Origin of the sequence: Mesorhizobium sp. M2A.F.Ca.ET.043.05.1.1, from assembly GCF_003952445.1 — a bacterium.
GTDB lineage: Bacteria > Pseudomonadota > Alphaproteobacteria > Rhizobiales > Rhizobiaceae > Mesorhizobium.
Genome location: NZ_CP034446.1, coordinates 6656643 through 6683041 on the forward strand (window position 1 = coordinate 6656643; position 26399 = coordinate 6683041).

At 58.9% G+C, this 26399-nt stretch carries 16 protein-coding genes and 2 pseudogenes; 8 read left to right on the forward strand and 10 right to left on the reverse strand.

Translation table 11 applies throughout. The features are described 5' to 3' along the window. Positions 1–51 precede the first annotated feature (51 nt). Positions 52–451, reverse strand: a pseudogene (locus EJ069_RS32205) (DUF2958 domain-containing protein). A 98-nt stretch (positions 452–549) separates the two neighbouring features. Continuing rightward, entirely contained in the window at positions 550–1512 is a 963-nt protein-coding gene (locus tag EJ069_RS32210) for a zincin-like metallopeptidase domain-containing protein (RefSeq protein ID WP_126064549.1), read from the reverse strand. Positions 1513–1871: 359 nt separating this feature from the next. Here EJ069_RS32210 and EJ069_RS32215 point away from each other — a divergent pair, with 359 nt between their 5' ends. Further along, the gene (locus tag EJ069_RS32215; protein WP_189476104.1) at positions 1872–3044 is read left to right on the forward strand and encodes an IS110 family transposase; all 1173 of its coding nucleotides are present in this window, start codon (positions 1872–1874) and stop codon (positions 3042–3044) included. Positions 3045–3751: 707 nt separating this feature from the next. On the opposite strand, the gene EJ069_RS32220 is transcribed toward EJ069_RS32215, so the two are convergent. Beyond that, positions 3752–5404: an MFS transporter gene (locus EJ069_RS32220; RefSeq protein ID WP_126064550.1), complete on the reverse strand. Its 1653-nt coding sequence runs from the start codon at positions 5402–5404 to the stop codon at positions 3752–3754. 363 nt (positions 5405–5767) lie between these two features. Between EJ069_RS32220 and EJ069_RS32225 the strand changes: the two genes are divergently transcribed. The 3 genes from EJ069_RS32225 to EJ069_RS32235 all read left to right on the forward strand — a co-directional run bounded on the left by EJ069_RS32225 (position 5768) and on the right by EJ069_RS32235 (position 9166). Beyond that, positions 5768–6229 (forward strand): MucR family transcriptional regulator, encoded by a 462-nt coding sequence (locus EJ069_RS32225; RefSeq protein ID WP_126064551.1) that lies wholly within the window; start codon positions 5768–5770, stop codon positions 6227–6229. An 840-nt stretch (positions 6230–7069) separates the two neighbouring features. After that, on the forward strand, positions 7070–8134 hold the full coding sequence (locus EJ069_RS32230; RefSeq protein WP_126064552.1) for a ParA family protein: 1065 nt from the start codon (positions 7070–7072) through the stop codon (positions 8132–8134). A 771-nt stretch (positions 8135–8905) separates the two neighbouring features. Beyond that, on the forward strand, positions 8906–9166 hold the full coding sequence (locus EJ069_RS32235) for a DUF2285 domain-containing protein (RefSeq protein ID WP_126064553.1): 261 nt from the start codon (positions 8906–8908) through the stop codon (positions 9164–9166). A gap of 5 nt (positions 9167–9171) precedes the next feature. On the opposite strand, the gene EJ069_RS32240 is transcribed toward EJ069_RS32235, so the two are convergent. Both EJ069_RS32240 and EJ069_RS32245 read right to left on the reverse strand, forming a co-directional pair. Beyond that, positions 9172–9759 (reverse strand): RES family NAD+ phosphorylase, encoded by a 588-nt coding sequence (locus tag EJ069_RS32240; RefSeq protein WP_126064554.1) that lies wholly within the window; start codon positions 9757–9759, stop codon positions 9172–9174. Next, positions 9756–10445 (reverse strand): hypothetical protein, encoded by a 690-nt coding sequence (locus EJ069_RS32245; RefSeq protein ID WP_245456388.1) that lies wholly within the window; start codon positions 10443–10445, stop codon positions 9756–9758. The genes EJ069_RS32240 and EJ069_RS32245 overlap by 4 nt, the downstream gene beginning before the upstream one ends. A 548-nt stretch (positions 10446–10993) precedes the next feature. On the opposite strand from EJ069_RS32245, the gene EJ069_RS32250 reads away from it, so the two are divergent. From EJ069_RS32250 to EJ069_RS32265, 4 genes and pseudogenes are all read left to right on the forward strand, one after another. Further along, complete coding sequence (locus tag EJ069_RS32250) at positions 10994–12142, forward strand: cysteine desulfurase family protein (protein ID WP_126064555.1); 1149 nt, start codon at positions 10994–10996, stop codon at positions 12140–12142. An 82-nt stretch (positions 12143–12224) separates the two neighbouring features. Beyond that, a pseudogene (locus EJ069_RS32255) lies at positions 12225–13097 on the forward strand (DUF4007 family protein); the annotation flags it as partial. After that, the gene (locus tag EJ069_RS32260) at positions 13094–16402 is read left to right on the forward strand and encodes an ATP-binding protein (protein WP_126064557.1); all 3309 of its coding nucleotides are present in this window, start codon (positions 13094–13096) and stop codon (positions 16400–16402) included. The pseudogene EJ069_RS32255 and the gene EJ069_RS32260, both read left to right, overlap by 4 nt. Further along, positions 16399–17238 carry a phosphoadenosine phosphosulfate reductase family protein gene (locus tag EJ069_RS32265; protein ID WP_126064558.1) on the forward strand — a complete coding sequence of 280 codons (840 nt, stop codon included), beginning with the start codon at positions 16399–16401 and terminating at the stop codon, positions 17236–17238. Before EJ069_RS32260 ends, EJ069_RS32265 begins: the two co-directional genes overlap by 4 nt. A 17-nt stretch (positions 17239–17255) precedes the next feature. Here the strand turns inward: EJ069_RS32265 and EJ069_RS32270 are convergent, their stop codons facing one another. From EJ069_RS32270 to EJ069_RS32295, 5 genes are all read right to left on the reverse strand, one after another. Then, the gene (locus EJ069_RS32270; RefSeq protein ID WP_126064559.1) at positions 17256–18128 is read right to left on the reverse strand and encodes a protein kinase; all 873 of its coding nucleotides are present in this window, start codon (positions 18126–18128) and stop codon (positions 17256–17258) included. Continuing rightward, complete coding sequence (locus tag EJ069_RS32275) at positions 18129–19376, reverse strand: DUF262 domain-containing protein (protein ID WP_126064560.1); 1248 nt, start codon at positions 19374–19376, stop codon at positions 18129–18131. It lies immediately after the preceding gene. 16 nt (positions 19377–19392) lie between these two features. Further along, the gene (locus tag EJ069_RS32280; protein WP_210211319.1) at positions 19393–21633 is read right to left on the reverse strand and encodes a DNA translocase FtsK; all 2241 of its coding nucleotides are present in this window, start codon (positions 21631–21633) and stop codon (positions 19393–19395) included. A gap of 187 nt (positions 21634–21820) precedes the next feature. After that, the gene (locus EJ069_RS32290) at positions 21821–24859 is read right to left on the reverse strand and encodes a hypothetical protein (protein WP_126064562.1); all 3039 of its coding nucleotides are present in this window, start codon (positions 24857–24859) and stop codon (positions 21821–21823) included. After that, positions 24856–26397, reverse strand: a complete 1542-nt coding sequence (locus EJ069_RS32295) for a hypothetical protein (protein WP_126064563.1) — start codon at positions 26395–26397, stop codon at positions 24856–24858. The genes EJ069_RS32290 and EJ069_RS32295 overlap by 4 nt, the downstream gene beginning before the upstream one ends. Positions 26398–26399 lie beyond the last annotated feature (2 nt).

Genomic DNA, 26399 nt, shown 5'->3' on the forward strand with positions numbered 1-26399 from the left:
ACCGCGAGGCCGCAGGCCGAGCGGCGGGATGTTTGCGCCTGGCGGCGCGGGTCATTCCGCCCGGTCTGGCGGAAGCTCGGGAGTGGGGATTTCGAGAGCGGCGGCGGCCTGCCGCAAAAGCCGCTCGGCCTCGGTAATGTGGCCGGCAATACGGGCGGCTTGCGCGTAGACCGAGAGCGGAAACCGCGCACGAAAATATTGATCGCGCTCGATGCCGAGGCCAAGCGGTCCCTTGACGGCTTGCAGTTCGGCGAGGCTGACGCTGCCGAGTTCGGGGAAGCCGAGGCCGAAGCCCGAACAGCGTGTCGCCGTCAGCGTCGAGTTCGCTCAGAAGCCAAGTCGCGGCGCCGACCGGATTGAACAATTTGACGACCGGAACATGGTCGGTTTCGGCTTCGGCGGCACCATTGGCGAGCAAGCGGGCGCGCAATTCGTCGGTGATCAGGATCATGGCAAAGCTTCCTTTGGCTTCCTCGGAGCGGCCGAAATCGAGCATCTGCTCGCCTTCCGGCGCCGGCTCGCTCTGCAGCGCAACGGGATCGGGAGCGCTCATGCCGCGATCCCTTCCCGCACCTTGGTTTCGGCATCCGTCTGGAAGGCCAGCAGGAAATCGGCGGCTTTCGAGGCAAGGCTGGCGGCGCGGAAAATGGCGCGGTTGTCCTCGCGCAGCACCTCGAGCCATGAGGCGATATAGTCGGCGTGACGCACGGTCGGCTCGATGCCGAGGCTCGAGCAGGTAAAGGCAGCCGTGATCTCTGCCACCAGTTCCTCGCGGGCATAGGCCTTGGTGCCGAACGAGCCGGAGAGGTCACGCGCAAGCCGCGTTGGGTGCCCGGTCCAGTGGCCAAGCTCGTGGAAGCAGGTTCGGTAATAGTTGATCTGCTCGAAGAATGCAGGTTGCGGCGGCAGTTGAACAAAATCGGCAGACGGCATGTAAAAGGCGCGGTCGCCGCCGATGCGGATATCGGCACCGGTTTTGCGAACAAGCGCCTCGGCATGCGGGATGATGTGGCGTTCGGGCAGCGGCTCGGGCTGGCTGTAGAGCCCGTCGGGCAGGCCCTCGCACTGCGCGACATTGAAGACGGTGAAGCGCTTGAGAAACGGCACTGCCTGCGGCTCGGTGTCTTCCGCCTTGGCGCGTTCCTTCTCGTTTTTCGGGATGAAGCGATCGGCATGCACGATGGTCGTGCCGTGCTCGCCTTTGCGGACATTGCCGCCAAGGGAAAGCGCTTGCCGGAAGGTGAGCCAGTTCTGGCCGGCATAGCTGTGTTCGATGACCGCGCCCCACAGGATCAGGATGTTGATGCCGGAATAGCCGCGCCCCGTGGCGGCATTCTTCGGCAGGCCAAGGCTGGCCTTGGCGCTGCCCCAAGGCTTCACCCATGGCACGCAACCCCGCTCCAGATCGGCGATGATGCGGTCTGTGATCTCGCAATAAAGGCTGCGCTTAAGCGCCACGCTCCTCTTGCCGCCAACTTCTCCGCTAGCACTATGTCTGCCGGTCTTGCGCATGATCAAATCTCCGCTCGCCAATCTCGCCGCGCCCTTCCCCGGAAGATCCCATGGGGCGGTGGAGGCAGCGCTCGATCCCAATCTCGCGTGCCTGCCCCCGTGAGTGGGGTGGGCGGCAGAAAGCGACTGACTTGGCCCACTGAACGAGGCAGGCCGCACCCGCAGGGCCGAAACGGAGTGGAGGACGTGAGCGGAGCGAACGTTGCGGCCTGCCGCAGCGGGCCTAGAAAGGAGCGTCGCCCACCCCGCGAGCGGAGGCGGGCAACAATCAGAACCACATCGCGAAGCGATGACCGCAGCTGCGATCAGCTCGCTTTGACCGGCATATTGCTCATGAAGAACTTGGAGGGAAAGGACACATGAAGACTGAAAACGTGACTGAGAATGAAACCGGTGCGGTCCATACGACGCTCGGGGCTATCTTCTTGTCCCTGGAACTCAGTCGCTCGACCTGGTTGGTGACGAGCTTGTTGCCGTGCAACGGAGCGAAGATGTCAAAGCGCGCCGTCAAGGCCGGCGATACGGCCGGACTGTTGGACCTTGTCCGCCAGTTGAAGGCGACGGTTCGCCGCAGAACAGGCCGTGACGTGCCGGTGATCGCAATCCAGGAGGCTGGCCTGGACGGCTTCTGGATACATCGGATCCTTGAGCTTGAAGACATTGAAAGCCATGTGGTTGATGCAGCATCCATCGCCACGTCACGCAGGAAACGCCGGGCGAAGACAGACAAGCTGGACGGCGAGACCCTCCTTCGCGCACTACTTGCCTACAAGCGCGGCGAGCCGCGGGTATGCGCCATGGTCGTTCCGCCATCGCCCGACGAAGAGGACCGAAAGCGCAACAGCCGTGAGCGACGCGCTCTCATCGCTGAGCGGATCAAAATCGTGAACCGCGTCAAGGGGCTCTTGTTCTCGCAGGGCGTCGTGGGATTTGAGCCGCTGAAGCGGGACCGGCGCATTCGACTGGAAGAAGTCAGGACTGGAGACGGTCGTGAACTGCCGTCGCATCTAAAAGCGGAAATTGTCCGTGCACTGGACCGGATCGAGCTCGTGCTTCGGCAGATCAAGGAGGTGGAGGCAGCACGTGACGAAGTGGCTCGCAACGAATGCGACCTATCAAAAGTAGCCAGTGGAATGTCGATGCTCAAGCAACTGCGCGGCGTGGGAGCCGACTTTGCCGAGGTGCTTTGGTCCGAGGGTCTGTATCGCGAATTTGCGAATCGAAGGCAGCTTGCCTCCTATGCCGGTCTGACACCGACACCGTGGCAAAGCGGATCGATCAGCCGGGAACAGGGCGTATCGAAGGCAGGTAATCCGAGGCTGAGGACCGTGATGGTGCAGTTGTCGTGGTTCTGGCTTTTGCATCAACCTCGATCGGCTTTGGCCCAATGGTTCCAGGAGCGGGTCGCGCTCGACGGTGGCAGGCGCCGCAAGCCGGCCATCATTGCACTCGCGAGAAAACTTCTGATCGCGCTGTGGAAGTATGTTCATCATGGTGCTGTCATTGAGGGCGCGGTCATGAAGCCAGCTTGATCAACGTACTCTTCTCCATCCGCCGGGATTGATCGCTCCCGGCTGATCCAGGGCGAACGAACCTCCCACCCCACTTGGCATAAATGCCGTCCGGAAGACTGGTCGCGTTCCCCTGAGCCTTACCGACGAAAGCGGGATGTTGGTGCAGCTGCCACAGCGCAGCGACCGTATGTGAGTTTGGACCGGTGTTGTCACCGCGCCAAGACGACAGGCTCGGACCTTGGATCAAAACGCATTGAGGTTGATATGCGAAGACAGCCTTGACGACAAAGTCCCCATGTGAGCGGGGTGGGCGGCGAGAACGACCGGAAAGGCCCGCCGTCAGAGGTGGCCGGCATCCGCAGGACCGGAACGCAAGTGGAGGACCCGGAGCGCGAGCGAAGGGTTGCGGGCCGCCGCGGCGGGCCTAGAAGGGAGAGCCGCCCACACCGCGCCGCCGGGAAGGCCAAATCATAAAACAACGCCGCCCCTGGGGCGGCGACCGGCACAGCCCGCAAGGGCTGCCCGCGCCAGGGGGCGAAGCCGGATGGCCGAGACCGCCTGAGCGACGCGAAGACAAGCGGGCTCGGTTCACGAGCACCCGATGCGCGCCTTCAGGTGCGCAGGTGCTACTCAACTCGCCAGCGCGACCTCAGACAGCAATTGAAAACCTAGGCTTGGCTGCGCTTCGAGCGCGACGGGTTCATGACAGCGACGCGTCGATGCGATCACCGTCGAAAAAAGAAGCTTCCCGACTGCTCCCGCCTACGAGTCGACCCGGTCGGCCGCTCTATAGCGAGCCTGGTACGGGGTGGAACCTCTCCCGCATGCAATTCGAGGAGGCGCTGATCCAGTTCCTTGTCCGCGGCGGTCAGGCGATGGTTGAAGCGAAGGTAGTCCATCCAGGTCGGCGTGCGGAATGTCTCTGTCCACTGTGAAGGCTCCTGCAGATCGCGCTGGAGGTTCCAGTGCCGAGCGCCGACCCGGCTTTGCACCCGGCGCCGTTCCCGCATCTGGTCGAGGAAAGCTTCGACGTTGGTTTCCGGTATATCGTACTCGATCTTCACCACGATCGGACCGCTTCTCGACTTCAGGTCGAGGGCGAGTGCTGGCGTTTCGAAGCCAAGAGAATCCTGGTCGGACTCTTTCCATTGACGGATTGGCAGCAACAGCCCGGTGGCGGCAACCAACAGCAGAGCGCCGGCGGAGCTTTCCAACGCCAAGGTGAGCGAATAGTTTTCGGCGACCAGGCCCCACAGCCAGCTGCCGGCCGCGATACCGCCTGACGCCAGCGCAGAGTAGATCGAGAGCGTGCGACCAACGACCCACCGTGGGCTCGACAACTGCACGCTGACGTCAAGTCCCGTCCAGGTGACGACCCAGCCTGCGCCGCCGAATGTCAAGGCGATCGTCGCCACCACCAGGGAAGGCGTGAAAGCAAGAGCCAGGCAGCAGGCGGCGCAGGCGATGCACGCCAGTGTGGTCAGCCGCTCCTGCGAAAGCGAGCGTCTCAGCGCGTTATTGGAAATGCCTGCGCACAACGCACCCACGCCAAACCCGGCCATCAGCACACCATAAGCGACTGGTCCGCCTCCCAACTGATCGCGGGCAACGAGAGGCAGCAGCGCCAGTATCGAGATGCTCGTCAGACCGAAAAGGAATCCACGCGCGATTGCTGCCTTGATCTCGCCCGACAGTGCCGTAAAGCGCGCGCCGTCATGGATGGCCGTGGTCATCGGCTCGCGGGGCAGAGGCGAAGAGCGACCGCTCCATTTGCAGCGCCCTATGACCCCCAGCATTGCCAAATAGGTCAGCGTCGCTAGGGCGAAAGCCGTCAGTGGTCCAAAGGAAGCGACCAGGACGCCGCCGAGCGCCGGACCGATGCTTCGCATGGCATTGTAGCCGACCGAGATCAGCGTGACGGCTGCCGGGACCTCGCGCTTTCGCAGGATGTCACCAACAGAGGCATGCCAGGCCGGATCAGTAAAGGCAGCGCCGCATCCAGCCAGACAGCTGAAGGCGAGGATCATCCACGGATCATAAAACCCCAGCCCAGCGAGAGCAGTCAGCATAATCGACGACAACGCTATCACGCACCAGCCAAGCGCCATCACATTGCGGCGGCTGAAATTGTCGGCAATAGCCCCGGCGAAAATCGACAAAATGAATACGGGCAGCGTCGTGGAGGCCTGCACCAAAGCGACCATCACATCTGAGCTGGAGATGGTTGCCATCAGCCAGCTAACCGCAACCGTCTGAAACAGCCAGCCCAGGCTGGAGACCTGTGCGGCAAGCCAAACGGCACGGAACGTGGAGTTCTCCAACGGAGCAAACGTCGCCGACGAAACTGTAGCCGCGTCCGCGCGCGCCACCCTGCTCATTGGGCGAGCCCCTCTCTGTTGGTGTATATGTTTAGTTGGAGGTTTCTCCTTTGGTGCACTTGCCCATGGAGAGTGGCAGGATCAGGGCATTGTGGATGCCAAGCCCAAGTAATTTTCGAAGTCTGCTTCAAGCCGAAACAAACGTTCTGCTAGAAATACCTGTCCCGCTCATAGCCAAGGCGCCAATCGATCATTCTGCCGGCAGGTTCAAGCGTGACGATCCGCCATCCGGTGCCCATGGCTTGCGGCACGTTTTGAGAAGACCATATCGTGGGAAGACCTAGCGCTACATTCATTGCGTTTCGCGGCTGGTTTCATTAATGAAGCCGAGCTTCGCAAAACCCGCAAAATCAGGAGCATCACATGACAGAAGAATCCGAGAATAATTCAGAAGCTCTCATCGAGCTTACCGCCGACGTCGTCTCTGCCTATGTTTCGAACAACCCAGTCCCCGTTGGCGAACTTCCGAGCCTGATCGACCAGGTGCATGCCGCACTAAAAGGCACGATCGGCGGCCCGGTGGCGAAGCCTGAAGCGCGCCTGCCTGCCGTTTCCGTCAGGAAATCGGTCACGCCCGACTACATCATCAGCCTGGAGGACGGAAAAAAATTCAAGTCACTGAAGCGGCATCTCGCGACCCACTATGGCCTCACGCCTGACGAATACCGCGCCAAGTGGGGCCTGCCGGCAGACTACCCGATGGTGGCTCCGAACTATGCTGCAGCGCGTTCTGCTTTGGCCAAGACCATGGGGCTGGGCAGAAAGCCTGGACAGATCAAACAGGCTGCCTCTGCAAAGAGGAACCGCAAAAACGGCGCGGCCTGAGCGTTCGTTAGTGCACGTAATCGAAAAGGCGGGGGTGCCCCGCCTTTCGCTGGACATTCTTCGGGCCTAGAGCAAGCTGCGCAAGGTTTCGCTCGATCTATGTTCCCGCGGGGGTTTCGTCCACCGTCGGCTCTTGCGCGTGCGCAAGAGCCAGTCAGCTTGCTTTGCTGATATTCCCGGCTGAGGATTTCTCGATGCGGTGGTCCTGTTCAATCTGACCCGCGTGCTCCACAGCGGCAACCTGCAATAAATGTTCGGGGCACTCACTCGGGCTGTTCTCTGCTCGGAAATTCCCGCGCTCTTCCCTGGAGTAGGGTGGCGATGGAAAGGACTGGCTGGCTTGCTGAACGAGGCAGGAGGCGCCCGCAGAGCCGCAGCGGATTGAAGGATGCGACCGACGCGAGCATGCGGCACGCTGCCGCCGACCTAGAAAGGAGTCAGCCCCTTGCGAGCGGCATCACAAAACGCGGCGCTGACCTTCGGCTCGCCGACGAGCCAAGTCGAGTGCGAGGTGATGGCCGCAGCGGTCGAACACGGAGATTGAATAATTGCCGGTCGTCGCCATCCGCTGCTGCGAAACAATGCCCGCTCGCGGCTAAGCCGGTTCTCGGGAGGCGAATTCAACAGGAGCGCGCGGCGCACCCTCATCTATTCGAAAATATCATGGCCCGATCTGGGGCGACCACTACCAGTAAGGTCGCACCCCTCCCGCAACGGCCACTAGGCAGGTTTGCACCTCTCAAAATTCGCGTGAACGTCGGCCTTCGGCATTGAAAAACTTTAACAGTAAAGCGCAATTTTCTGGCAGGGAGTACGCGGAACCATGCTGGAGCGCCACTCATGTCAGTCTATGCAGTTTGGAATAACAAAGGGGGAGTCGGAAAGAGCTATCTGACTTTCCAGATCGCAGCCGAATACGCACGTACCCATCCGAATGAGAAGGTGCTTGTGATCGATCTATGCCCGCAATCGAATTCGTCGAGTATGCTTCTGGGTGGGATCATTGAGGGCGAAAGGCACTTGGATCAGATTGCCCTTACGGCTGCGGCGCGTCGGAAAACGATCGCAGGGTACATCGAAGAACGAATTCTCAGCCCTTATATGAGTCCGAATGTGGGAGCCTCATACGTGTCTAAGGTGCGGCCTTTCAACGAGACGATTCCAGATAACCTATATCTGGTCGTCGGCGATGAGGAGCTTGAAATTCAAGCTTCCCGTGTCGCGAATGCAACCACACCGGGACCAGCAGACGCGTGGCGAATCGTGCACTTTTGGATATCTGATCTGATCGCGGATATTCGCCGCTCGTGGGGCGTGCAAGATTCGACCGTCTTTATCGACTGCAATCCCAGCTTCACGGTCTACACAGAGCTTGCCATGTCAGCCTCAGACAACCTCATCATTCCATTCTCAGCGGATGGATCGTCCAAGCGTGCAGTTAAGGCTGTGCTTGCATTACTCTACGGGATAACCCGCATTGCCGGTGCTCCGCAATCGCAGTTCTTCCTTGAATCCCAGCGCTGGAGAATGTCGATACCGCGGATCTATAGCTACGTAGGCAACCGGCTAACCCAAATGAATTTGGGAGCTGCCGGTGCATTTAAAACTGTTGTCAATGAGATCGGCGCCGAAATCTGGAACGTCTGGAAGAGTAACCCGAACTTATTCGCCATTCACCCAGCCGGCACACAAATTCCTTCTTCGCAGCGGGATTTTCGGCGCATGTTTCAGGCGGAAATCAACGATGCCAATACCGCCTCGGTGATTTCGGGCGCGCTCGGCATCCCAATTATGGGATTGCATGCGGGCACCAAGAATCTAGCCGGCAGAACTATCACAGTAAATCAGTCGCAGCTCGACAGGCAAAAACCCAATATCAGCGACTTTGTCAAAACGATAATTTGAAGTGGAAAGTTGCGCAGAACATAGATCTGATCTGGTGAGTTGTTCAGCTACGGGAATGTGAGGCTCTGGTGCTGCAGGAGCATCTGCTCCATGGTATTGATCGCCCGTTGGCGACGCTGGGGTCGGCTATTGCACTGCGGACAATGCTATTGCAGGCGTTCTACTCGACCCGCTTTGATGAACGCCCTGGAATGCCGGTCAATGTTCATGACTTCCATTCTATAGTGCGGCATGCCCCGCCTGGCACAGATGACAGCGGGGCATTTCTCAACGTCTTAGAAGTCGGCGCCTGCGGCCATGGCGGGCGCGGCTTCCTTCTTCGGCTTGTCCGCTGCACTCGACAATGTCGAGTGCCAGACCGCGACCGGAAACACCCATTCTGGGTACGCAATCCAGGTGGATCAGGCTGTATCCGGCATCTCAGCTCTTCTCAAGAGTCTGTGGCCCGCTTAGGACAGTAAGTGGCCTGATTAAGCCAGACGGCGGCGCCAAGCCGCAATCTGGGGTTGTCATGCGGGTGTTAGCAGAGTACGGTATAGCCGGGATCGTGATGATACAGCAAGAAGCACTTTGTCCGTCCTGCATTGACGGCAGTGCTACAAAGGTTGACGGGCGAGACATGCGGTCTTTTCCGCAGCCGAACAGCAAGGATCCCATCACCAACTGTTTTGCTCAAGGATCCGCCTGGCGGGCACAGCAGTGACAACCGCATATGTGCATCAATAGCCTCCTTGCTGCGCATTCTACTCGAGGAACAGGAGACAACACCCTATGCCTGCCGATGTACTACCCGTCGCCGCTGATGTCCCATGGTCGGACAGCCTGACGGCTTACGATAAGGCGCATTTCACCATCTACATGCGGTTCCTGGATGCTGCCGCTGACAACGCCAGCTACGAGGAAATGGCCGACCTCATCCTTGGCATCGACCCGGAGCGTGAACCGGAACGCGCCCGCAACGCGGCGCGCAGCCATCTCGACCGGGCGAACTGGATGGTGACAACCGGCTACAAGGAACTATTCGCTAACTGACCAGCTTATGGCGCGAGGCCCACCCCATAGCGCTCGGCTATCCGCCAGAACCAGTCCTGATCGAGGTCGACGTCGCGTGCGGCCTCCGCGATTGCATTGGCCGATCGCTCAAACAGCGCATAGCAGAGTTCGGCATCATCATGCCGAGCATGGAAGGCGAGGCCGTCCGCGCCAGCGGGATGCCATGCGAGCGCGATCGACCACGCCTGCGGCACGTCATAAGGCAATCCCCCGTGTGCGATTTCGGCGGTTGCCCCAAGGCGAGCGAGACCAGGCCCGGCGAGCCGGATCAATTTCAGATCTCGTTTGATTTGGAGGCGAACGTAGGCCTTCCGCTTAAGGAGATCCGTATCGATGAGCGTGCGCCCAGGCGTTCTTAGAAACGTCTCGGCGAACGCGCCATGGATCTTTCTTGCCGCATAGAGAACACCATAGGAGGCGTCGGGAGCATTGAACCGCCCTTGGCTCGACCTGTCAAAGAAGATCGGCTCCCACTTGGCGGTGTAGAACCGGTGAATTTCCTGCCCTGCCCGTAGATTCACTAGCTTGGGCCGGCGCTTGTCCAGATCTGCGGGAGGAATTGGCCCACTCATGCCCCCTGCTTACCGTGCCGCCTCGCGGCTTCAAGCACGAAATCGAGTTGGCCGGATTTGAGCAGCTCAATGGGTTTGCGATTGCCCAGTCTTACATCTGGAAGGGTAAGGAAATTGAGCACCGTCCAGGAATTGCTGGTCCGCAACGCCTCACGAATGGCTTTGAGCCCGGGCACTACAGTGCCGTCGCGGTTGAACTGCAAAGTGGGGTAGCTGCGCCGGTTGCTCGGGCCGGGAACGGCAAGCAATGACCCGTCCTGCACGCGCTTGTCGATCGCTTGCCGGGAGACGCCGCGCATGAGGGTGCGGACCTCGTCGAGGTCATAGGCGCCGCCTGCCTCGCGAAGATCCTGCTGCGCGATACGAACACCTTCGAGCATCGCACGGCTGCGTGCATCGGGCTCGAATGCGGACTTGTCCACCAGCGGCTCGCGCTCGACCCGGGTGTGACGTGCGGCTTGCTCGATGACTTCGGTGACGCGATCCACGCGACCGCGTACCGACTTCCTGATCGCGCTGACAGATTCCGGCTTTTCGGATATGATCGCTACGCGTGCGCCGGCCGGCAGCTTGAACCCGGACAGCGCCTTGATGGGGTCGCCCTTCATCGTGAACATTGTCAGCACGCCCCTGCCGCGCGCTTTTGCGGTGACGGACGATGCTTTTACTTGCGCTTTGTCTGCCATGGTCCTACCTCCTCTGATGAGAAACATACGGGTGCTGAGCAACTTTGTCAACTGGAGCAACCTGGACAACCAGAGCGACCTATTACCATGAGCACAAGTCCTTTTGGGAGGGCATCTCGCAGCTCCGATGTCGCCGTGGCAGCATAACCCGGGCTAGTCTGGGGAGCCTGCTCGTCTCCGCTCCCGCGGGGCAGCCGGCCTTGCTTGCCGCGCGCCCACTCCTATGACAAATTTCAGCCGCGTACGGTAGGCCCACAATCGATTTGCAAGACTAAACGCGTGTTTCATTCGAACTTCTGAAAAATAGCCATACCTCGATCGAGGCTATCTTCCACCCTCTGCGTGACCATGCAACACCGAACCACAGGCCACCGGTGAGCGTCATTACTGCGAGAGGCGATTGCCAAAGGAATCCGAGAACGACCGGAAAACTTCGCATTGTTGTTCGCAAATCACCTTCTGACCAAGTGGTTCGTTCGGTATACTATTCGTCTCACCGTCCGATTCTCTTTGGCATCTAATACGAGCCCAGAGTGGGAACATTTGAAATGGGGCATCCGATCTATCTCGATGGTTTTGCCACTCTGCCGCTCGCGCCTGAAGCTCGCGACGCGATGCTTGCCGTTTGGGCGCACCCGGGCAACGCGGGTTCGCCGAACGTTTCAGGCGAGGTTGCCGCACGCACGATTGCCGAGGGCCGCGAATCGGTTGCCGACCTGATCGGCGCCACCGCAAGCGAGATCACCTTCACGTCGGGCGCCACAGAAGCTAACAATCTCGCCATTTTGGGCATGGCGCGCGCGGCTCGCAGATTCGAACCAAACCGGAAACGCGTCCTCGTTTCGGCAATCGAACATAAGGCTGTCTTGGAGCCTGCACATGCCTTGCAGTCCGAAGGGTTCGACGTCAGCATTGCTCCCGTCGATCGTCGCGGTCGGCTTGATCTTGCCGAATTTGCGAGGCTCGTCGACGAAGATCTCCTCCTTGCTTCCGTGATGATGGTCAACAATGAGACAGGTGTCATCCAGCCGGTCAAGGAAGCTGTTGCCTTGGCGCATGAGAGCGGCGCGCTCTTCCATAGCGATGCAGCGCAGGCCGCCGGCAAGATCGATGTCGACGTCGTCGAGCTTGATGTCGACTACCTCACGCTCTCCGCCCACAAATGCTATGGCCCGATGGGCGTAGGCGCCCTCTATGTTGCCGCATCGGCGCCGAAGCCGCTTCCCCTGACTTTGGGTGGGGGCCAGCAAAGCGGTCTGAGGCCCGGAACCGAACCGGTTGCACTAATTGCAGGTTTCGGTGCGGTAGCTCGGGTTGGAAAACATCGGCTTGCGTCCGACCAAGAGCACTGCTTCGGCTTGATCGAACAGTTGCTTGAGGCGCTTGAACACCGGCAACTTCGCTTCCGGCGTGTCAGCGGCGATGCGCCAACGGTTCCAGGCACGGCGTCCATCCAGCTCTTCGGCGTCGATGCGGACGAGCTCTGCGGCCGTATCGCGCGCCACGTATCGCTTTCGACGGGCTCAGCATGTACCTCAGGGCAAATCAAGACTTCTCATGTTCTTGAATCTATTGGCCTTTCTGAAATAGATGCCCGTGGCGTTATTCGCATCTTCTGCAATCGCTACCAGAATTCGGAAGAGATATTAGAGGCAGCCGGCCACATTGTTGATGCTGCTGCACTGTCCCGCCCTTGAAACTGGAGACCTTCACCAGTAGGGTCCCTTTCATGGGACGCGCGACGATAAAGATCGATTCGAGGGGCAGTTTGCGGGACACGAAACGTTCCCGCTTCGGCTGCTATGGTTGAAGAAGGCTTTTGATGCAATCGGCGACGGCGCCGAGTCCAGAACATTTCAGGAACAAGATGCAATAACCCGTTTCGGCGTCGGGCGCAATATGGCCGTGTCGATGCGCTATTGGGCGCTGGCTTCGGGCTTCTTCGCCGAAGTTGATCGCATGATTGCGCCAACCGGGCTTGGTCGCGCCATTCTCTCCGATGAGGGCCTCGATCCGTACCTCGAGCAACCAGCGACGATTTGGCTCGCTCATTGGCATATGGCCAGCACGCCTTGGATGACAACAACTGCCTACTACGCGTTTAATTTGCTCAACGCGATCGAGTTTGATCCAGCCATGTTGCTCGACCAGCTCATGGCCTTGGTCGAGAGCAATGGATGGCGGGCAACGCGCGGAACACTTAAGCGCGATATCGAGGTTTTCTTGCGCAGCTATGTGCGGCGCGCGGATACTCTCAATGAAGATGCAGCAGAGCCTCTGTTAGCCGAGCTTGCATTGGTCCGAGAAGCTCGGCTTGGCGGCTGGTACGAGTTCGTTCGCGGTCCGAAGCCGGGCCTCCATGACGCCGTTTTCGCTTACGCGCTTGGTCAGTTCTGGGAACGATCCGGCGGTGCGACGACATTGACGGCTGAACAGATCTGTTATGGAGCAGGCTCGCCGGGACGCGTTTTCAAGCTCGACGAAGACAGCGTGGTTTCCCGACTGATGCGGCTCGACGATCTGACCGCGGGTGCTTGGCAATGGGTCGACACGGCCGGTCTTCGCCAGATTCAACGCACGTCCGAGTTCGATCCGACGACGGTTCTTTCTCTCGCCTACCCACGCAAACCCGACCGTCAGATCGCAGCATGAGCAAGCTTGCCAGTATAGTTTCCATTGATCGCCGTTTCGCGCGATCGGCCCGGCTCGATGCGGACCTGAACGGCACGCCGCCATTGGTCGGATACGTTTTGCAAGCAAGCGTCGCGAAAGCCCTGCGTACCCTTGGTGAGAGCCAGCGGGACCACCATCAAGGCGCTTACACTTGGACCGGTCCTTATGGCGGCGGCAAGTCGAGTGCTGCCTTGCTGCTTGCAAACCTCGTGGCCGGCACGAAGAAGAACCGGAAAATTGCTCGAGACATTGCGGGGGAGCCTCTTTCGACCCTGTTCGCCCAGGCTTTCCCGGAAACTCGCGGCCCCTGGAACGTCGTCGCCGTTACCGGAAGCCGGACACGGCTCCGGGACGCAATCGTTGAAGCCGCACGCAACGCGCTTGGTTGGTCTGAGGATAGCGCGTCACAGTTCGCAGCAAGCGATGATCGGCTAATCAAGGCTTTGATCGGGGGCGGCGAAGGCGCATCGAGCGGAACCCTCCTAATTCTCGACGAACTCGGCAAGCTTCTTGAACACGAGGCGCTCGAAGGCGGCGACGTGCATCTGCTTCAGGACCTCGCCGAGCATGCCTCGCGCAGCAGCGGCCGTTTGGTCGTGATTGGCATTCTCCACCAGTCGTTCGACCAGTACACCGCGCGTGCAGCGCGCGATGCGCGCCAGGAATGGCGTAAGGTTCAAGGCCGCTATCAGGACATTGCGTTCCTTTCGGGCGCGGACGAAACAGTTGCACTGCTCGGCCGGGCCATTGCCGCTGAGTGCCCTGATGACGACGCGTCCGGCGCCCGCACTGTTGCTGAAGCGGTCGCCAAACGCCGTCCGACAGACGTTGATGTGCTGGCGGAAGCGCTTGCGCAGACGTGGCCTCTCAACCCGGTGAGCGCGCTTCTGCTCGGACCGATCTCCAGAGCGCGGTTTGCCCAAAATGAACGGAGCGTCTTTGGCTTCTTGAGTTCGGCTGAGCCCTCCGGCTTCAAGGAGTTTCTGGAGACGACCGAACTTGAGGGCGGGACCTACGACCCCGCCATGCTCTGGGATTATCTTGCTGCTAACTTCGGAATGGCCCTTACCGCGGGTGTCGACGGCAGTCGCCTCAGCCTCGCATTCGAAGCGATCGAGCGGGCCGGCGTCAAAGGAACTAGTCTGCATGTCGCTCTGACGAAAGCGGCCGCGATCATCGAGTTTTTCCGCAACGGGTCCGGTGTCGTGCTCGCAGACGACTTTTTGAGCGCGTCGGTACCCGGCTTTGGGATGAAAGCGATCAGCGGAGCGATCAAAGATCTCGTCGATTGGGCTATTCTGATCCGGCAGCCGCGCCTTGGCGGATATGCACTGTTTGCCGGCAGCGACTTCGATCTTGAGGAAGCCATCACCCGCGCTATCCAACCGCCGGGTTCACTTGAGCTCGCAGACATTCCGCGCCGGGTCGGCCTGGGCTTTGCCACGGCCAAACGGCATTATTTCCAGAAAGGGGCGCTAAGGACTTTTGAGATAGCGCTGCAGGTTGTCGGCCCGGACGACACCATCGAGTCGTTGACGAGCGGCATTTTGGCCCGCCCTCTTCATGGCAGCGGCCTTTTGCTATTGCTTCTCGGCGACGGTTCTTTGACGGCGAAATCAGTCAATCAGCTGGCGCAGAAAGCGGCCAAGGCGCTGGCGGCGGAGAAGCATGTAATCGCCGTAGGCGGCGCAAATGACAGCTTTGCTCTCCGGTCAACGGCCGCAGAGTTGTTGGCGGTCGAACGGGTTTTCCGTGAGCACCCGCAGCTGGAGGGCGACAGAATAGCAAGGCGGGAGATTGCGGCGAGACAATCCCACTGCATCGATCAGCTTCATCGGGCGCTCGAGACGGCATTTGAGAACGCAAGCTGGTACCTGGCGCCTCAACCGAGCCAAACCATTCGCGCACCGCTAACGGTCGTTGCAAGTGCACTCGCCGACGCCGGTTTCTCGAAGGCGCCGATTATCAAAAGCGAGTTGCTCCAACGCGACAAACCATCATCGAACTCGATGGCGGCTTTGCGCGAGCTGGCTCATGCAATGGTCAACTCGCATGGAGATGAGCAGCTGGGGATGACCCAGTATCCAGCAGAGCTCGGCCTCTATCTTACCTTGCTTCGACCGTTCGGACTGCACAAAGAGATCAAGGCCGGCGTGTTTGGCTTTTCGGACCCGGACGATAGCCAAGAGGGAGCATCGCTCCGCCCTGCGTGGGAAGTAATCGACCATGCGGGCGAAAAGCCTCTCGATGCTGTCTATGCGGAGTGGGCTCGGCCGCCCTATGGCATCAAAGCCGGAGTGATGCCCGTATTGGCGCTTGGCTACATACTTGCCAAGCGCGAGAGCGTCGCCGTCTATGTCGACGGGGTCTATCAAACAGCAATCAATGACGTGGTCGTTGACAAGCTTCTACAGAAGCCTGGTATCTTCCGTTTGAGGCGGATTGACCGGTCCGTGCGCGAAACCGCGTTTCTCAGTGGCCTCGCGCAGCTACTCGGCGTCGACCATCACGGGGCGTCATTGCCCGTCGCCGCAGCTCTTTTTCAGCGTTTTGAAGAACTCTCCCAGTTCGCGAAGCGCACCACCAATCTTGATCCGCTGGCCGTGAAAATCCGCGGAATCGTGATGAAGGCAGACGATCCCGAGCGTCTCTTGTTTGACGATCTTCCGGCAGCTCTCGGTGACGAGCTCGCTCCGGAGACCATCTATCATGCCCTTCAAGTAGCCGAAGCGAGCTATCCGACGCTTCTTGAGGAGTTGCGTCTGGCACTTGGAAAGGCGCTCGGCATCGATGCCGTGAGTTTCGCAGGAATTGCTGAACGCGCATCCCTGCTTAAAGGCCTGACCAACGATTACAATTTCGATGCCTTTGCAGATCGCGTCGCAGCGATGGAGCTTGAAAAAGGCGACATCGAGAGCACGGTCAGCGTTTTGTTGCATCGCCCCGCCCGGAACTGGTCGGACAGAGACCGGCAGGAAGCATTGACGGAAATTGCGCGATACGGGCGCCGTTTCCGGGAGCTGGAGGCTTTGGCGATCGTGCGAGATCGGCGCTCCCAAACCGAGGCCCTTGCACTTGTCGTCGGCCTGGACCCGAAGACGCCGCCATTGATGCGCAGCTTCGAATTGAGCGAAACCGAAAAGGTAGCCGCAGCAAGCATCGCTGATCGCCTGGTGGCTTCGCTCAGATCAGAAAACAAGAGTGGACGGCTGCAGCTTGCCGCGCTGGCGCGTGCAGTCGCGATGACGGCGGCAGATGGCGAAGATGAGGTTGGCAGGCAATGAGTGAGGAACGTCATATCCTCGGTCTTTCAGGCGGGCGCGACAGCGCCGCGCTCGCAGTTTACATGCGGCAGCATCATCCAGAGCTGCCGATCGAGTATTTCTTCACGGACACCGGTAAGGAACTGCCTGAGGTCTATAGCTTCCTTGATAAGCTCGAAGGCTTCCTGGGTCGGCGCATCCAGCGGCTTAACCCCGATCGCGACTTTGATTTCTGGTTGGACGAGTACGGTAATTTTCTCCCCTCCCCCCGCACCCGCTGGTGCACGCGACAGCTGAAACTCCGGCCGATGGAGCATTGGCTGCAAAAGGATCTGGAAACCGGGACGATCATCCACTCCTACGTCGCTATCCGCGCCGATGAGCCAAGCCGCGAGGGCTATCAAGCCACACACCCCAACATGCGGGTCCATCTTCCGCTTCGTGAAGCAGGAGTCGATCGTACCGGGGTCATAGAGATACTCGAGCAGTCAGACGTCGGTGAGCCGGCCTACTATCAATGGCGTTCCCGCTCCGGGTGCACATTCTGCTTCTACCAGCAGAAGATCGAATGGGTTCGGCTCGCCGAACATCATCCAGATCGCTTCGCCGAGGCCGTGGATTATGAAAAGACCGCGCTACGAGACGGCTCTCCGTTCACGTGGAGCCAAGGGGAAACCCTGACGGATCTGATCTCGCCCGAACGGGTCGAACAGATCAAGTCAGATTACGAGAAACGCCGGGAGCGGCTGCGGCGTGGCCGGCGGATCAATCCCTTGTCGGGAAAGACCACTGAAACAATCGACGACGTGTACGGCCTTGACGAAGGGGCTGGCAGTTGCGTTGTTTGCCACAAATGATCATCGGGGGCGATCGATTACCCTAGAATTGCTTCATCAATCTGGGCCGCGAAAGCCTCGCCGTTGGCGGGCCGTATGGAAGCGCTGTGATGAAGTGCCTTGAATATCGGATCGAACAGTGTTTCTGGTCCCTTCCAGTCCTCTTTAGAGAGAACCCCTGTGGGATGACTACGGTTGACCACAAACCAGAATACCGATGCCAGCTGAAATACATCGGATGCCGCGTTGATATGGTCATCTCTACCAATGCTACGGTTATTTGCTTCTGGAGACATCCAAAACCGCGGACCGACGATTTCCCAGTCGGGGGTCATTCTTTCTTCAACCGGCAGATCCAACATGTCACATAAGCCGTAGTCGCTGAGCACCCAGCGATCTCCCATCACCAGAATGTTGTCCGGCTTGATATCACGATGGACAGCCCTTCTATGAAGCTCGCCGAGACCGTGTGCGAGTCCGCGGAACTGAGCCAGAAAAATCTCATTCGGAACAGGAGCCCGTTTTACAAGTGCTGAGAGGGGTTCATTGGCTAACATCATGACAATAAATGGGATATCCTTTATCAGCTGAGATGAACGCGCCCTCCGCTGCTCACCATCTATGTCCCCTGCATCTTGATATGCGATTAGATGGTCATGTCGGATACCCTGAAGTAGGGTCTTTTCTCGATCGAACCGCTTGCGCCGATGCGTACGTAGATCGAGAAGAAACTTGACGGCATACTCGGTACCATCCCCAAGATCGGTACACCGATGTACAACACCATTTCCACCAGCAGCGATTCTCTCGCCAACCTCATAGGTCTTTCCGAACGGCGTTCGCAGCTCATCCGGAATAACAATCGTTTCTTTCCCTAAATTTTCGCCGCGGCCAAAGAATAGTAACGCCATTCAGGCCCTCGCCCCGCATCCGTGCATCCGCCAACAAGCGTTTGAGATTTGGAACACTTGAGTATCCAGCGGCCAGTCTAATTCCCGTCCGTCGGCGGTATGCGTGTGCAGTGGCTCGCCGCATCCAATGCACTTTTCAAAAAGCTTGCCTTGGGCGCCGCCTTTTTCCAGCTGGAGGGCGATGGACTCGAACTTTGATCGGATGGCGCCGTCTGGTTTTCTACCACGATAAGTTCCCTGTAAGACATCCATGAGAAAGTTCTTTCGCCAAGACCGGCTCGACACGCTATTGGCCTGCGATACACACTTTATCGCATACTCGCTCAAGATATCGATTTCAGACTCGGGCGCGATATTCGTGTCAAGTATTCGTAGATCTCCCCTGAGTGGTTCGAGATCCTTGCCTGTCAAGCTATCTCCGGCATTCTGAAATTCATATATCGTCAGGAAGAGCGAATAAAAATCCGACTTCTGCCGAAAACGTGTCTTGGCTAACGGCAACTTTTCAGCGGCGAAAATGCTTTCTAGGTCGTGTATGACCGCTAAGAACGCTTCTTTAACCTTGGCTTCTTCTTCAGGCTTCCATTCCGCATATCTTGAATAAAAATAGTCCAGATCGCCCTTCTTGTCTTGCGGCCCCTCAAGCATACCAGAAAGTATCTCGGACACGAATTCTACGTCGCCCATTCGCCTTCGCTGGCCGACGGTAAACACCCTTGAGGCGTCGAGGAATTCGTTTATGGAGAGGTCCGTCGATAGGTCAAGGAATCTCCCGGGAAAGTCCGCTCGGCGCAACTCTTGCCTATTCAATGGCATTGAATACTTGTTCACGCGGGAGTATACCTCCCTTACTTCCTCCTCGGTAAACCCTGTGGCCTCATTGTAGTCGATCTTGTATAGTAGAATGCCATCTTTTACATCTTTCGGAAGTTCACTAAATTTTTTGCCAAAGAATTCCCCCGAGTAGGGTTCATCTAAAGCGAATTCGTCTCTTAAAAACGCTAAAATTGCTGAGATTCGTTGCTGGCCGTCAATTACCTGCCTGTGCGTGTGCTCGTTTCGAACCTCGTTCCAAAGAAACATCTTCGGCATTGGAACCTGCCTCAGAATGGTGTCGATAAGCATAATGCGCGCGGCCGGATTCCAAACTTCCTTCCGCTGAAAGGAAGGCCGCAATTCAAGGCGCCCAAGAGAGTTCCAATCCCTTAGGTCCGAGATTGGATGCGGACTTGAGTTCCACGTTCCCACCCTCTGTCTCCTTTATTTAATCGGTTAATCGGCTCGTCGCGCTATCTGAGTTTGATATTGCACCGACTGCCGCTTCTATATCCTCATCGGACAGGAACGGCGCCTGAGCATATATGATTGCTGGCTCGCCGCTTAGCCTTGCCGCAAGGTGACCGAGGCCCAAAAGCTGTTCCGCTCCCTTTACGCCGAGAGTGATCTCGGATGTTCCAACACTCGCAACCTTCAGGATCAATCTGTTACCAAGGTTGTCGCGTAGCTGCATTGGCATGACATTCGCATCGGGTCGTTGCGCCGCGAAGATCAGATACATGCCGGCGGCGCGTGCCTTCACGCCCAAGCGCGAAACGTTGGATGTCACGGCGGACTTGTAATCTTCCGTCAGCATCCATTCCGCAAACTCGTCATGGACCAGGAAGACATATGGCAGCCGCTCGGAACGCTCGACCTTAAAATTGAACGCTCGAATGTCTCGAGCCCCCTTGGACCGGAACAGCTCATAGCGGTGCTCCATCTCCGTGACGAGACCTTCCATGACCTCGACCGCCCGCGCTTGGTCGACAATCACCCCGCCCTGCAGATGCGGCAGCCGCTCGATTGCCGCATAGTCGACACCCATCTTCGGATCGATCAGGTGGATGTGCGCCAGATCACTGGAGTTCGTCGCAGCGATGTCGAGGAGGAGCGCTTGGATCAGCACGGATTTCCCCGACCCGGTTGCGCCCGCGACAAGCGTGTGCGGCTCATGCTGTTGCCCGCCGGCGAATGGGCCACCAAGGTTGAGATAGAGGATTTCGCCGTCGAGTTCCTTTAGGCCGAGCACGAAGGACGTGTTCACGCCCGCGGCATTGCGATTGATTTCCCGTCGGCCCCAAACATCCCAAAGCGAAACGACCTGTCGCTGCGGCCGCGCTACGCCGACGACGATCTCGCCCGGCAATGGCGAAATCGAGATCAGCCTAAGCCCATGCGTCGTCAGAAGCGATGATTGTTTCGCTTCGATGTCTTGAACGCGCAGACGATCCGACCCCATGAAACGGATCAGCGCGGCGTTTGGCGTTAGGCGCGTGCCGACGATCTTGGCCTGGAGATTGTAGCCGAGCAGGGCGGAGCGCAGCTTTTGTGCCGTGCTGTCCAACCATTCCCGTTCGTCCGCCGAGTTTTCGCGCGCTTTCTGTGCGCGAGCTTCGATCAGGGCGGCAATGCCGATGTCGACGCCGGCGCGAGAGGATGTGTCGGGCGTCGGAGCAGTCGTGTCGCCACTCGGCAACGCTGGGGCACCCGGTTGGGTGTTCGTCAGAGACGGCGTTGAGATGGTTGTCGGGTTTTCGCCCTTGGTTTGGGCCGAGACTGAGGCGGGCATGGTTTCCCCGCTAGACAGGCCGCCGCTATCGCCGCTCGCGGCGACCGATCGATTACCGTTTGTGCCCGGTTCCACGGCCTCGATAACGATTCCGCCTTCGGGATCGCCCTCGTCGTCATCCTGATCATAGTCGTGGCTAATGGGCTGTTCGATTGCAGCAATCGAATGCTCTTCTTTGATGGCCTTGGTCCAATCCACCCGAGGCGCCGGATGACGATAGCTGACCGAGTTCCACGTGTGCTTTTCGCCGAGCTGGGCGCGAAGTTCGGTTAGGCTCTGTTTGGCCTCGTAAGCCTTGATCAGTTTGCGAAGGCCCTCGCGCGTGAAGGTTTCCTGAAGGCCCATCTGGATTTCCGGCAACTCATCTTGCTCTCCCGGCGAACTGCCGTCCGTCGCGGGGCCGGAAACGAAAATATGCGAGTAACCGCGCAAATCGATCGGAACGGCACCGCGGCGAATGCCGTCGCGAACGCGTTCGAGAAGGTTTGCCTGCCCCAGTGCCGCCGTGCCGTCCAGCAGCAGATCGGAAATCCTGGAAAGCCAGAGGTCGCGATCGAGGCGTCCGGGATCGCCAAACAGGGCGTCATCGATACGGGCAACGGTCTGTCGCAACTGGCTGCGTGACTTGCGGCTCGCCTCCGCCAAACCGGATTGGTCGACGTACTTCGCTTCGGTGACGATTGCCCTGAGCTTCGGAAGACCATCCTCGCCTGTCGAGAGGCTGATGCCAAGGATGTCTGCGATACCCTCTTCCTTTTGCCCAAGCCATTCCGCGTAATCATCGAGGAGGAACCAGGCAACGGCTGCGCGCTCACCAAGCTCCTCTTCGACCAGGGCCCGGCTCAGCACCAAACCGATCAGCTCGCCGGCCGAGACGCCCCGTTTGGCTGCCCGCAAACGATGTCGCCCGATATGGCATTGGCGTCTTCGATCATTCGCCGCGCGAGACCTGCAAGCCGGTCGTCGTCAAGACCCAAGGAGAGTTCGGCAAGCCGCCGCTTGACCAGCACGTGAAGTATCCGTAGCTCCGATGTCGACGATACGACCATGTTGCGGCCGTGGGTACGTTGGCGACGATACCGGATCACGTTGATCCCTTGGGCAGCAAGCTGCCGCTTGTCGAGAAGATCGTCGTAAGTGGCGACCCACTCCGCCAATTTATGCACCTCGTCGAACATCCCTTCAGGCCACCATCCTGAAACGAGATCTGGCGGGCCGGCAGATAGTGCTCGTCTGGTCCGTGCGACTGGCGCCGAACAACGTTCGCGACGGCGTCGATATAGGCCCAGCCCACGTCTGGCTGACGTGGGCACGTCAGGTAGCTCGTCGCCTTGAGTTCGTCTTCGGCGGTGACCCGGCGGTACGACCAGCGGGCCGGTACGTGTTCCAGCAACGAAGGATTATCTTGCAAAGTCGGAACCGGAAACCACTGTTCGCGCGATTGACGGGACACAACGTCGTGCAGGAACGCCACGTCTATCTCGCGTGCTCCGCCCGACTTTGATCCGCCCGCGACGTCGAGCATGACGCCGATACGCAGCTTGGACATGAAGTTCCGCGATGTCTCGCTGACCACAACCGCATCCGGATCGTTTTCCGATCGTTCAAGCAGCTCGGTATAGACTCCAGACAAGCGAGCCCGGTCGCGATGGCGGACCAGCACATTACAATGGACTTCCTCCTGGTCCTGCACCGAACTTAGCGCGCTCACGGTTGCGAGCGGCAAGCCGGCCGCATCGCAATTGTAGAGCATGATGCTGAGATTCGACCGCTCGTGCGGCTGCAGGTCGAGATAGCGTTCGAGCAGAGCGCGGATCTGTCTTGCGGCCTCTGATGGGTCAACGTCCGTGGTCGCCTCAGACGGATCTCGGACCGGCCGCTCGACCAAGCTGTAGTCGTTGACTGTGCTTGTTTCCGTGAGGAGGACAGGTTCGCTGCTGTCATAGCCGACGGCCACTTCAGGATAGAGCGGATGGCTGAGTTCGTCGCGGAGATCGCCGAAAAATAGACGCGAGTCGCCGAAGTTCACTTCGACATCCGACAAGAGATAGTCGGCCAGGCCTGCCACCGATCGCATCTTAGCCGCGACGCCAGCCAGGCGCAGTGGATGCCAAGGCGCGACAATGGCTGACGGCGCGCTCCCGAGTACTTCGATCGTCCCGATCCGCAGCACAGGCTCCCAAATATCACGGCGGTTAAGATCACCTATGGCATTCTTAGCCAAGCTGTTCAGCAGGGCGCCGTAAGCGTCAGCCTGCGCGATGAGGGTGGCAGACGCGTACCCGGACGACTGCAGGGATGTAAGTGCGGCGGTATACATGGTGGCGAATCGCTTCCACGCCGCAGCAATATCGTCAACGCCCGCCTGGGTGATCCGGCCTGCCTCCTTTGCCTCCTTCAAGAGTTTTAGGAAGAGCTTCACAAGGTCGATGGCGGTGCTCGTGCGCGGGATGAGCGTTCCGGCATCCTGCCCGAAGGCTGGTTGCAGCGTTCCCGTATCTTTGAGAGATACCGACTGGAGGGCGCCCTTTCGACTAACCGAGAGACGCGCAACGCTGCTGCGTCCGAACGGGCGCTTGATGAGCCGGCCGAGATCTTTCGGCAGTTCCAAACCGATTGCTGCTGGCTGGCCGGTCCATACGAGCTGAACGGTTGCCCTTTCCCGTCCAGCCGTTAGCGCCACATCGAATTTGATCTGCAAGGCACTTCGTGCCGTCGATTCATTTCGCCGGTATTTTTTTTGCCGTGCTTTCGCCCGATCGAGCAATTCTTCGTAGCTAAAGAGATGGGGCACGTCCCATTCGACGGCTGCTCCTAACAGCGCCGGTAATCCTCTGTAGCGCAGGCCGAAATACAGGCCAACGTCAGCATTGAGGTCGAGCCATTGGTTACGCGATCGCCTGGCTGACTTAATGCTCAGCGTGCGCAACCCGCCTCCGAGGTTCACTTGGCCAAAGAGACGTTCGATGACACGCAGCAGGCCTTCGAGGAAATCGGTGCATTCGATCGGGCGGCCGAAGACGAAGCGCTCCCACTTGACCTTGAGAGCCTTGTCTTGCGCCAGATCATCCCGATGAGCCTCGAAAAATTCGCGATCGTCCTCACGCGTCTCCTTCAGCGATCGGCCTTTGAGAACGCGGAGGTATTCGTTGTCGCCTGGGCTCAGACGGTCGGGAAACGTGAACTCGAAGAAATTGATTGTCTCTTGGGCGAGCGATGTTTTCTTCAGCTTGATCCCGGAAAACAGCTGAAGAACGCTCTCAGCCTCCCATTCGAAGAGGCTGAGCGCTTCTGCTTCTAAGCCCCAGCCCGGTGCGGCCTCAATGAAAGCATCGATGGCAGGATGGACCTCCGCCGGTATATCGTCCCGCACCTCCGCGAATTGCTCTCTCAGCTCTTCATTTTCGATGAGCTGGCGATTGGGACGCTGCTTGACCATCAAAGGTTTGCGCTCGGCGACGAGCTTTTCGAACAGCTTTTTCCATCGACGCGGGACTTCGCGATCGCGTTCGCCAAGCCCCAGAAAGTAACCGCTGTCGCGCGGCAGGCGCAAGGCCGGCAATGCCCACCCGAGGGCATCCGTGACCGGCACCGCATCGGTTTCGATACGCATTCGGGTCATGGCGACATAGGTTGCAATCTGGTGGAGCGTCCAGTCATCGGCCGCTGTCAGCCCCTTCAACGCAGCCATCCAGGTCGCGATCTGGCTCTCGCTCAGACCAAGGCCGACGGCGGCGGCCTCGACCCAAGGTCCCGGCTCTTCCGTCAGCTGTTTCGCGCCAATCAGGGTTACATCGCCGAGGGAGGCACCTTGGTCTTCATCCGTGTTGGCGAATAGAAGTGCGGGACGGTTGTAGTCGGCGTGCCGGATCGCCACCATCCGCTCGTCCGTCATGACGCTATCCGGAAGTCCGAAGGGTGAAACCAGGCTGCGCGGCAACGCAATGTTCAGAAGTTCGGTGGCTTTCGTATCCGTGAGCAAGGCCCGCGTGATCGCAGCGACCTGCTCGCCGGTCAAACGATCGAGAAGATATCGCGCTATGCCATCTTCCGGCGAGAGCGCGTCAAGACGCAAACGGATGGATGTCGCGCCGGCGGCGCCAATGAGATCAGAGGGGTTCACTCGGTTGTCGCTCTCTGGAATGGGTTTTCGACGTAGGCGCAGCTGTCCGACAGGCGTCTGAGAAGGCCCAGGCTTGCCAATCGCTCTTCAAGGCGATGCGCATTGTCCGAAAAGTCTTCCTGATCTGCAGTCCCGGCATCGACAAACGATCGTGCCTGCGCATCCCCAATGATGATCCCGTAGCGCTGATGTAAGCGGGCCAGGAAGTCTTTGAATTCAAGCCTGTTATCCACGCAGGTCACGACGAGGGTCTTCAACAAGCGATCGGTTGGTGCGTAGCGGACGCGCCGGCTCGATCGACGTGACGACAATCCGATTGCCCGCGACCATGTCGCATGAATCTTGCCTACGTGCTGTTTGTGACGGGTGGTGGCCTTTCTGAGCAGTTCGTCAAGCAGTTGCTTTGGATCACCGACAGTCTCGTCTTCGTCCCCGTCTGGCCATCCGAACTCGCGCTGCATCAGGTCACTGACCCTCAAGACGGGTTCGTCAGATGCAACGGCCGCCGTCCAGGCCGGCGTCTCGGCAATGCGCATGATAAAACGCTCGATCGCCAGTTGCGGCAGCATGTTGTTGTGTTGATAGGTGTCGGCCGAGAGATCCCGCACAACGGACTTTTTTGGCGAGACGATTTCACAAACGAGTTCGACAGGAGAATGATCAAGCAGCTCTCTTGCCCGATCGAGTTGATAAAGAAGCAGGTTGAGGCCGGCAATGGTCACAAGGTGCGGAATTGCGTCATGGCCTGGAATGGGCAACTTTAAGATTGAAAGCCAATCTTCCGCCATGCGATCGAAAACAGGATGCTGCGAACACGGCAGATAAGCACCCCCGCGCCCTGCCTTGGCGAGCTGGATATCTCCCTGGAGCGCGCGCGCCATCGTATCATAGGGCGCCGGTTGGTCCAGAAAACGTGACGTCAGCAATAGGCGAAGCTCGTGTGCGTGCTTGCTCCTGCTTAACATGAGGTAGAGGATCTCGCCGGTGCGGGCGAAGAACCGTCGATCGTTCGAGACGCTGCCGTTCGGTTTGACGTTGACGTCTTCGAACAGAGAATGAGGCCCAAACGGGAAGACGAACTTCGAACTCCACCGCTTGTTGCTTGACCCTTCGATTGCTGAGCCTTGGAGGAAGTTCAAGACGGCCGCGAAATCATCGAACGTTTCGAAGCGATCGCGAAGGTACCTGAAATCAGGCTTGTCGATGCCACCTGCGGTTTCCGCCATCTTATCGAGCCAAAGTGACCATGCCGCGTCGTCCGACTCGGCTTCGGCGCGAACAGTCATCACATGGGGATTGTTGAACACTAGGTTGCGCAGGCGGAGCTGAAGCTGCGGCTTGTATGAGAGGCTGTTATAGGTTTGCTCGCTCAGTGCTCGCCCTTCACGGTGCTCCGACAGGAGCACCGTCAGAAACTCGAGAAATGTCAGCCATGGTGATTGCTCGTCATGAAGGCGGTGTCCCCAGATTGCTTCATCGATCCAATAGGCAGGGCCGGTGCGTTCTTCGAACTGGGTCGGGCGATCAAGAAATTCCATTG

What these genes read in the sequence shown, in the direction of transcription:
- EJ069_RS32235 (WP_126064553.1), top strand. Translation starts at nt 8,906, where the DNA reads ATGCCTGCCGATGTACTACCCGTCGCCGCTGATGTCCCATGGTCGGAC.
- EJ069_RS32220 (WP_126064550.1), bottom strand. Translation starts at nt 5,404, where the DNA reads ATGAGCAGGGTGGCGCGCGCGGACGCGGCTACAGTTTCGTCGGCGACG.
- EJ069_RS32265 (WP_126064558.1), top strand. Translation starts at nt 16,399, where the DNA reads ATGAGTGAGGAACGTCATATCCTCGGTCTTTCAGGCGGGCGCGACAGC.
- EJ069_RS32240 (WP_126064554.1), bottom strand. Translation starts at nt 9,759, where the DNA reads ATGAGTGGGCCAATTCCTCCCGCAGATCTGGACAAGCGCCGGCCCAAG.
- EJ069_RS32245 (WP_245456388.1), bottom strand. Translation starts at nt 10,445, where the DNA reads ATGGCAGACAAAGCGCAAGTAAAAGCATCGTCCGTCACCGCAAAAGCG.
- EJ069_RS32215 (WP_189476104.1), top strand. Translation starts at nt 1,872, where the DNA reads ATGAAGACTGAAAACGTGACTGAGAATGAAACCGGTGCGGTCCATACG.
- EJ069_RS32230 (WP_126064552.1), top strand. Translation starts at nt 7,070, where the DNA reads ATGTCAGTCTATGCAGTTTGGAATAACAAAGGGGGAGTCGGAAAGAGC.
- EJ069_RS32295 (WP_126064563.1), bottom strand. Translation starts at nt 26,397, where the DNA reads ATGGAATTTCTTGATCGCCCGACCCAGTTCGAAGAACGCACCGGCCCT.
- EJ069_RS32260 (WP_126064557.1), top strand. Translation starts at nt 13,094, where the DNA reads ATGAGCAAGCTTGCCAGTATAGTTTCCATTGATCGCCGTTTCGCGCGA.
- EJ069_RS32210 (WP_126064549.1), bottom strand. Translation starts at nt 1,512, where the DNA reads ATGCGCAAGACCGGCAGACATAGTGCTAGCGGAGAAGTTGGCGGCAAG.
- EJ069_RS32270 (WP_126064559.1), bottom strand. Translation starts at nt 18,128, where the DNA reads ATGGCGTTACTATTCTTTGGCCGCGGCGAAAATTTAGGGAAAGAAACG.
- EJ069_RS32225 (WP_126064551.1), top strand. Translation starts at nt 5,768, where the DNA reads ATGACAGAAGAATCCGAGAATAATTCAGAAGCTCTCATCGAGCTTACC.
- EJ069_RS32250 (WP_126064555.1), top strand. Translation starts at nt 10,994, where the DNA reads ATGGGGCATCCGATCTATCTCGATGGTTTTGCCACTCTGCCGCTCGCG.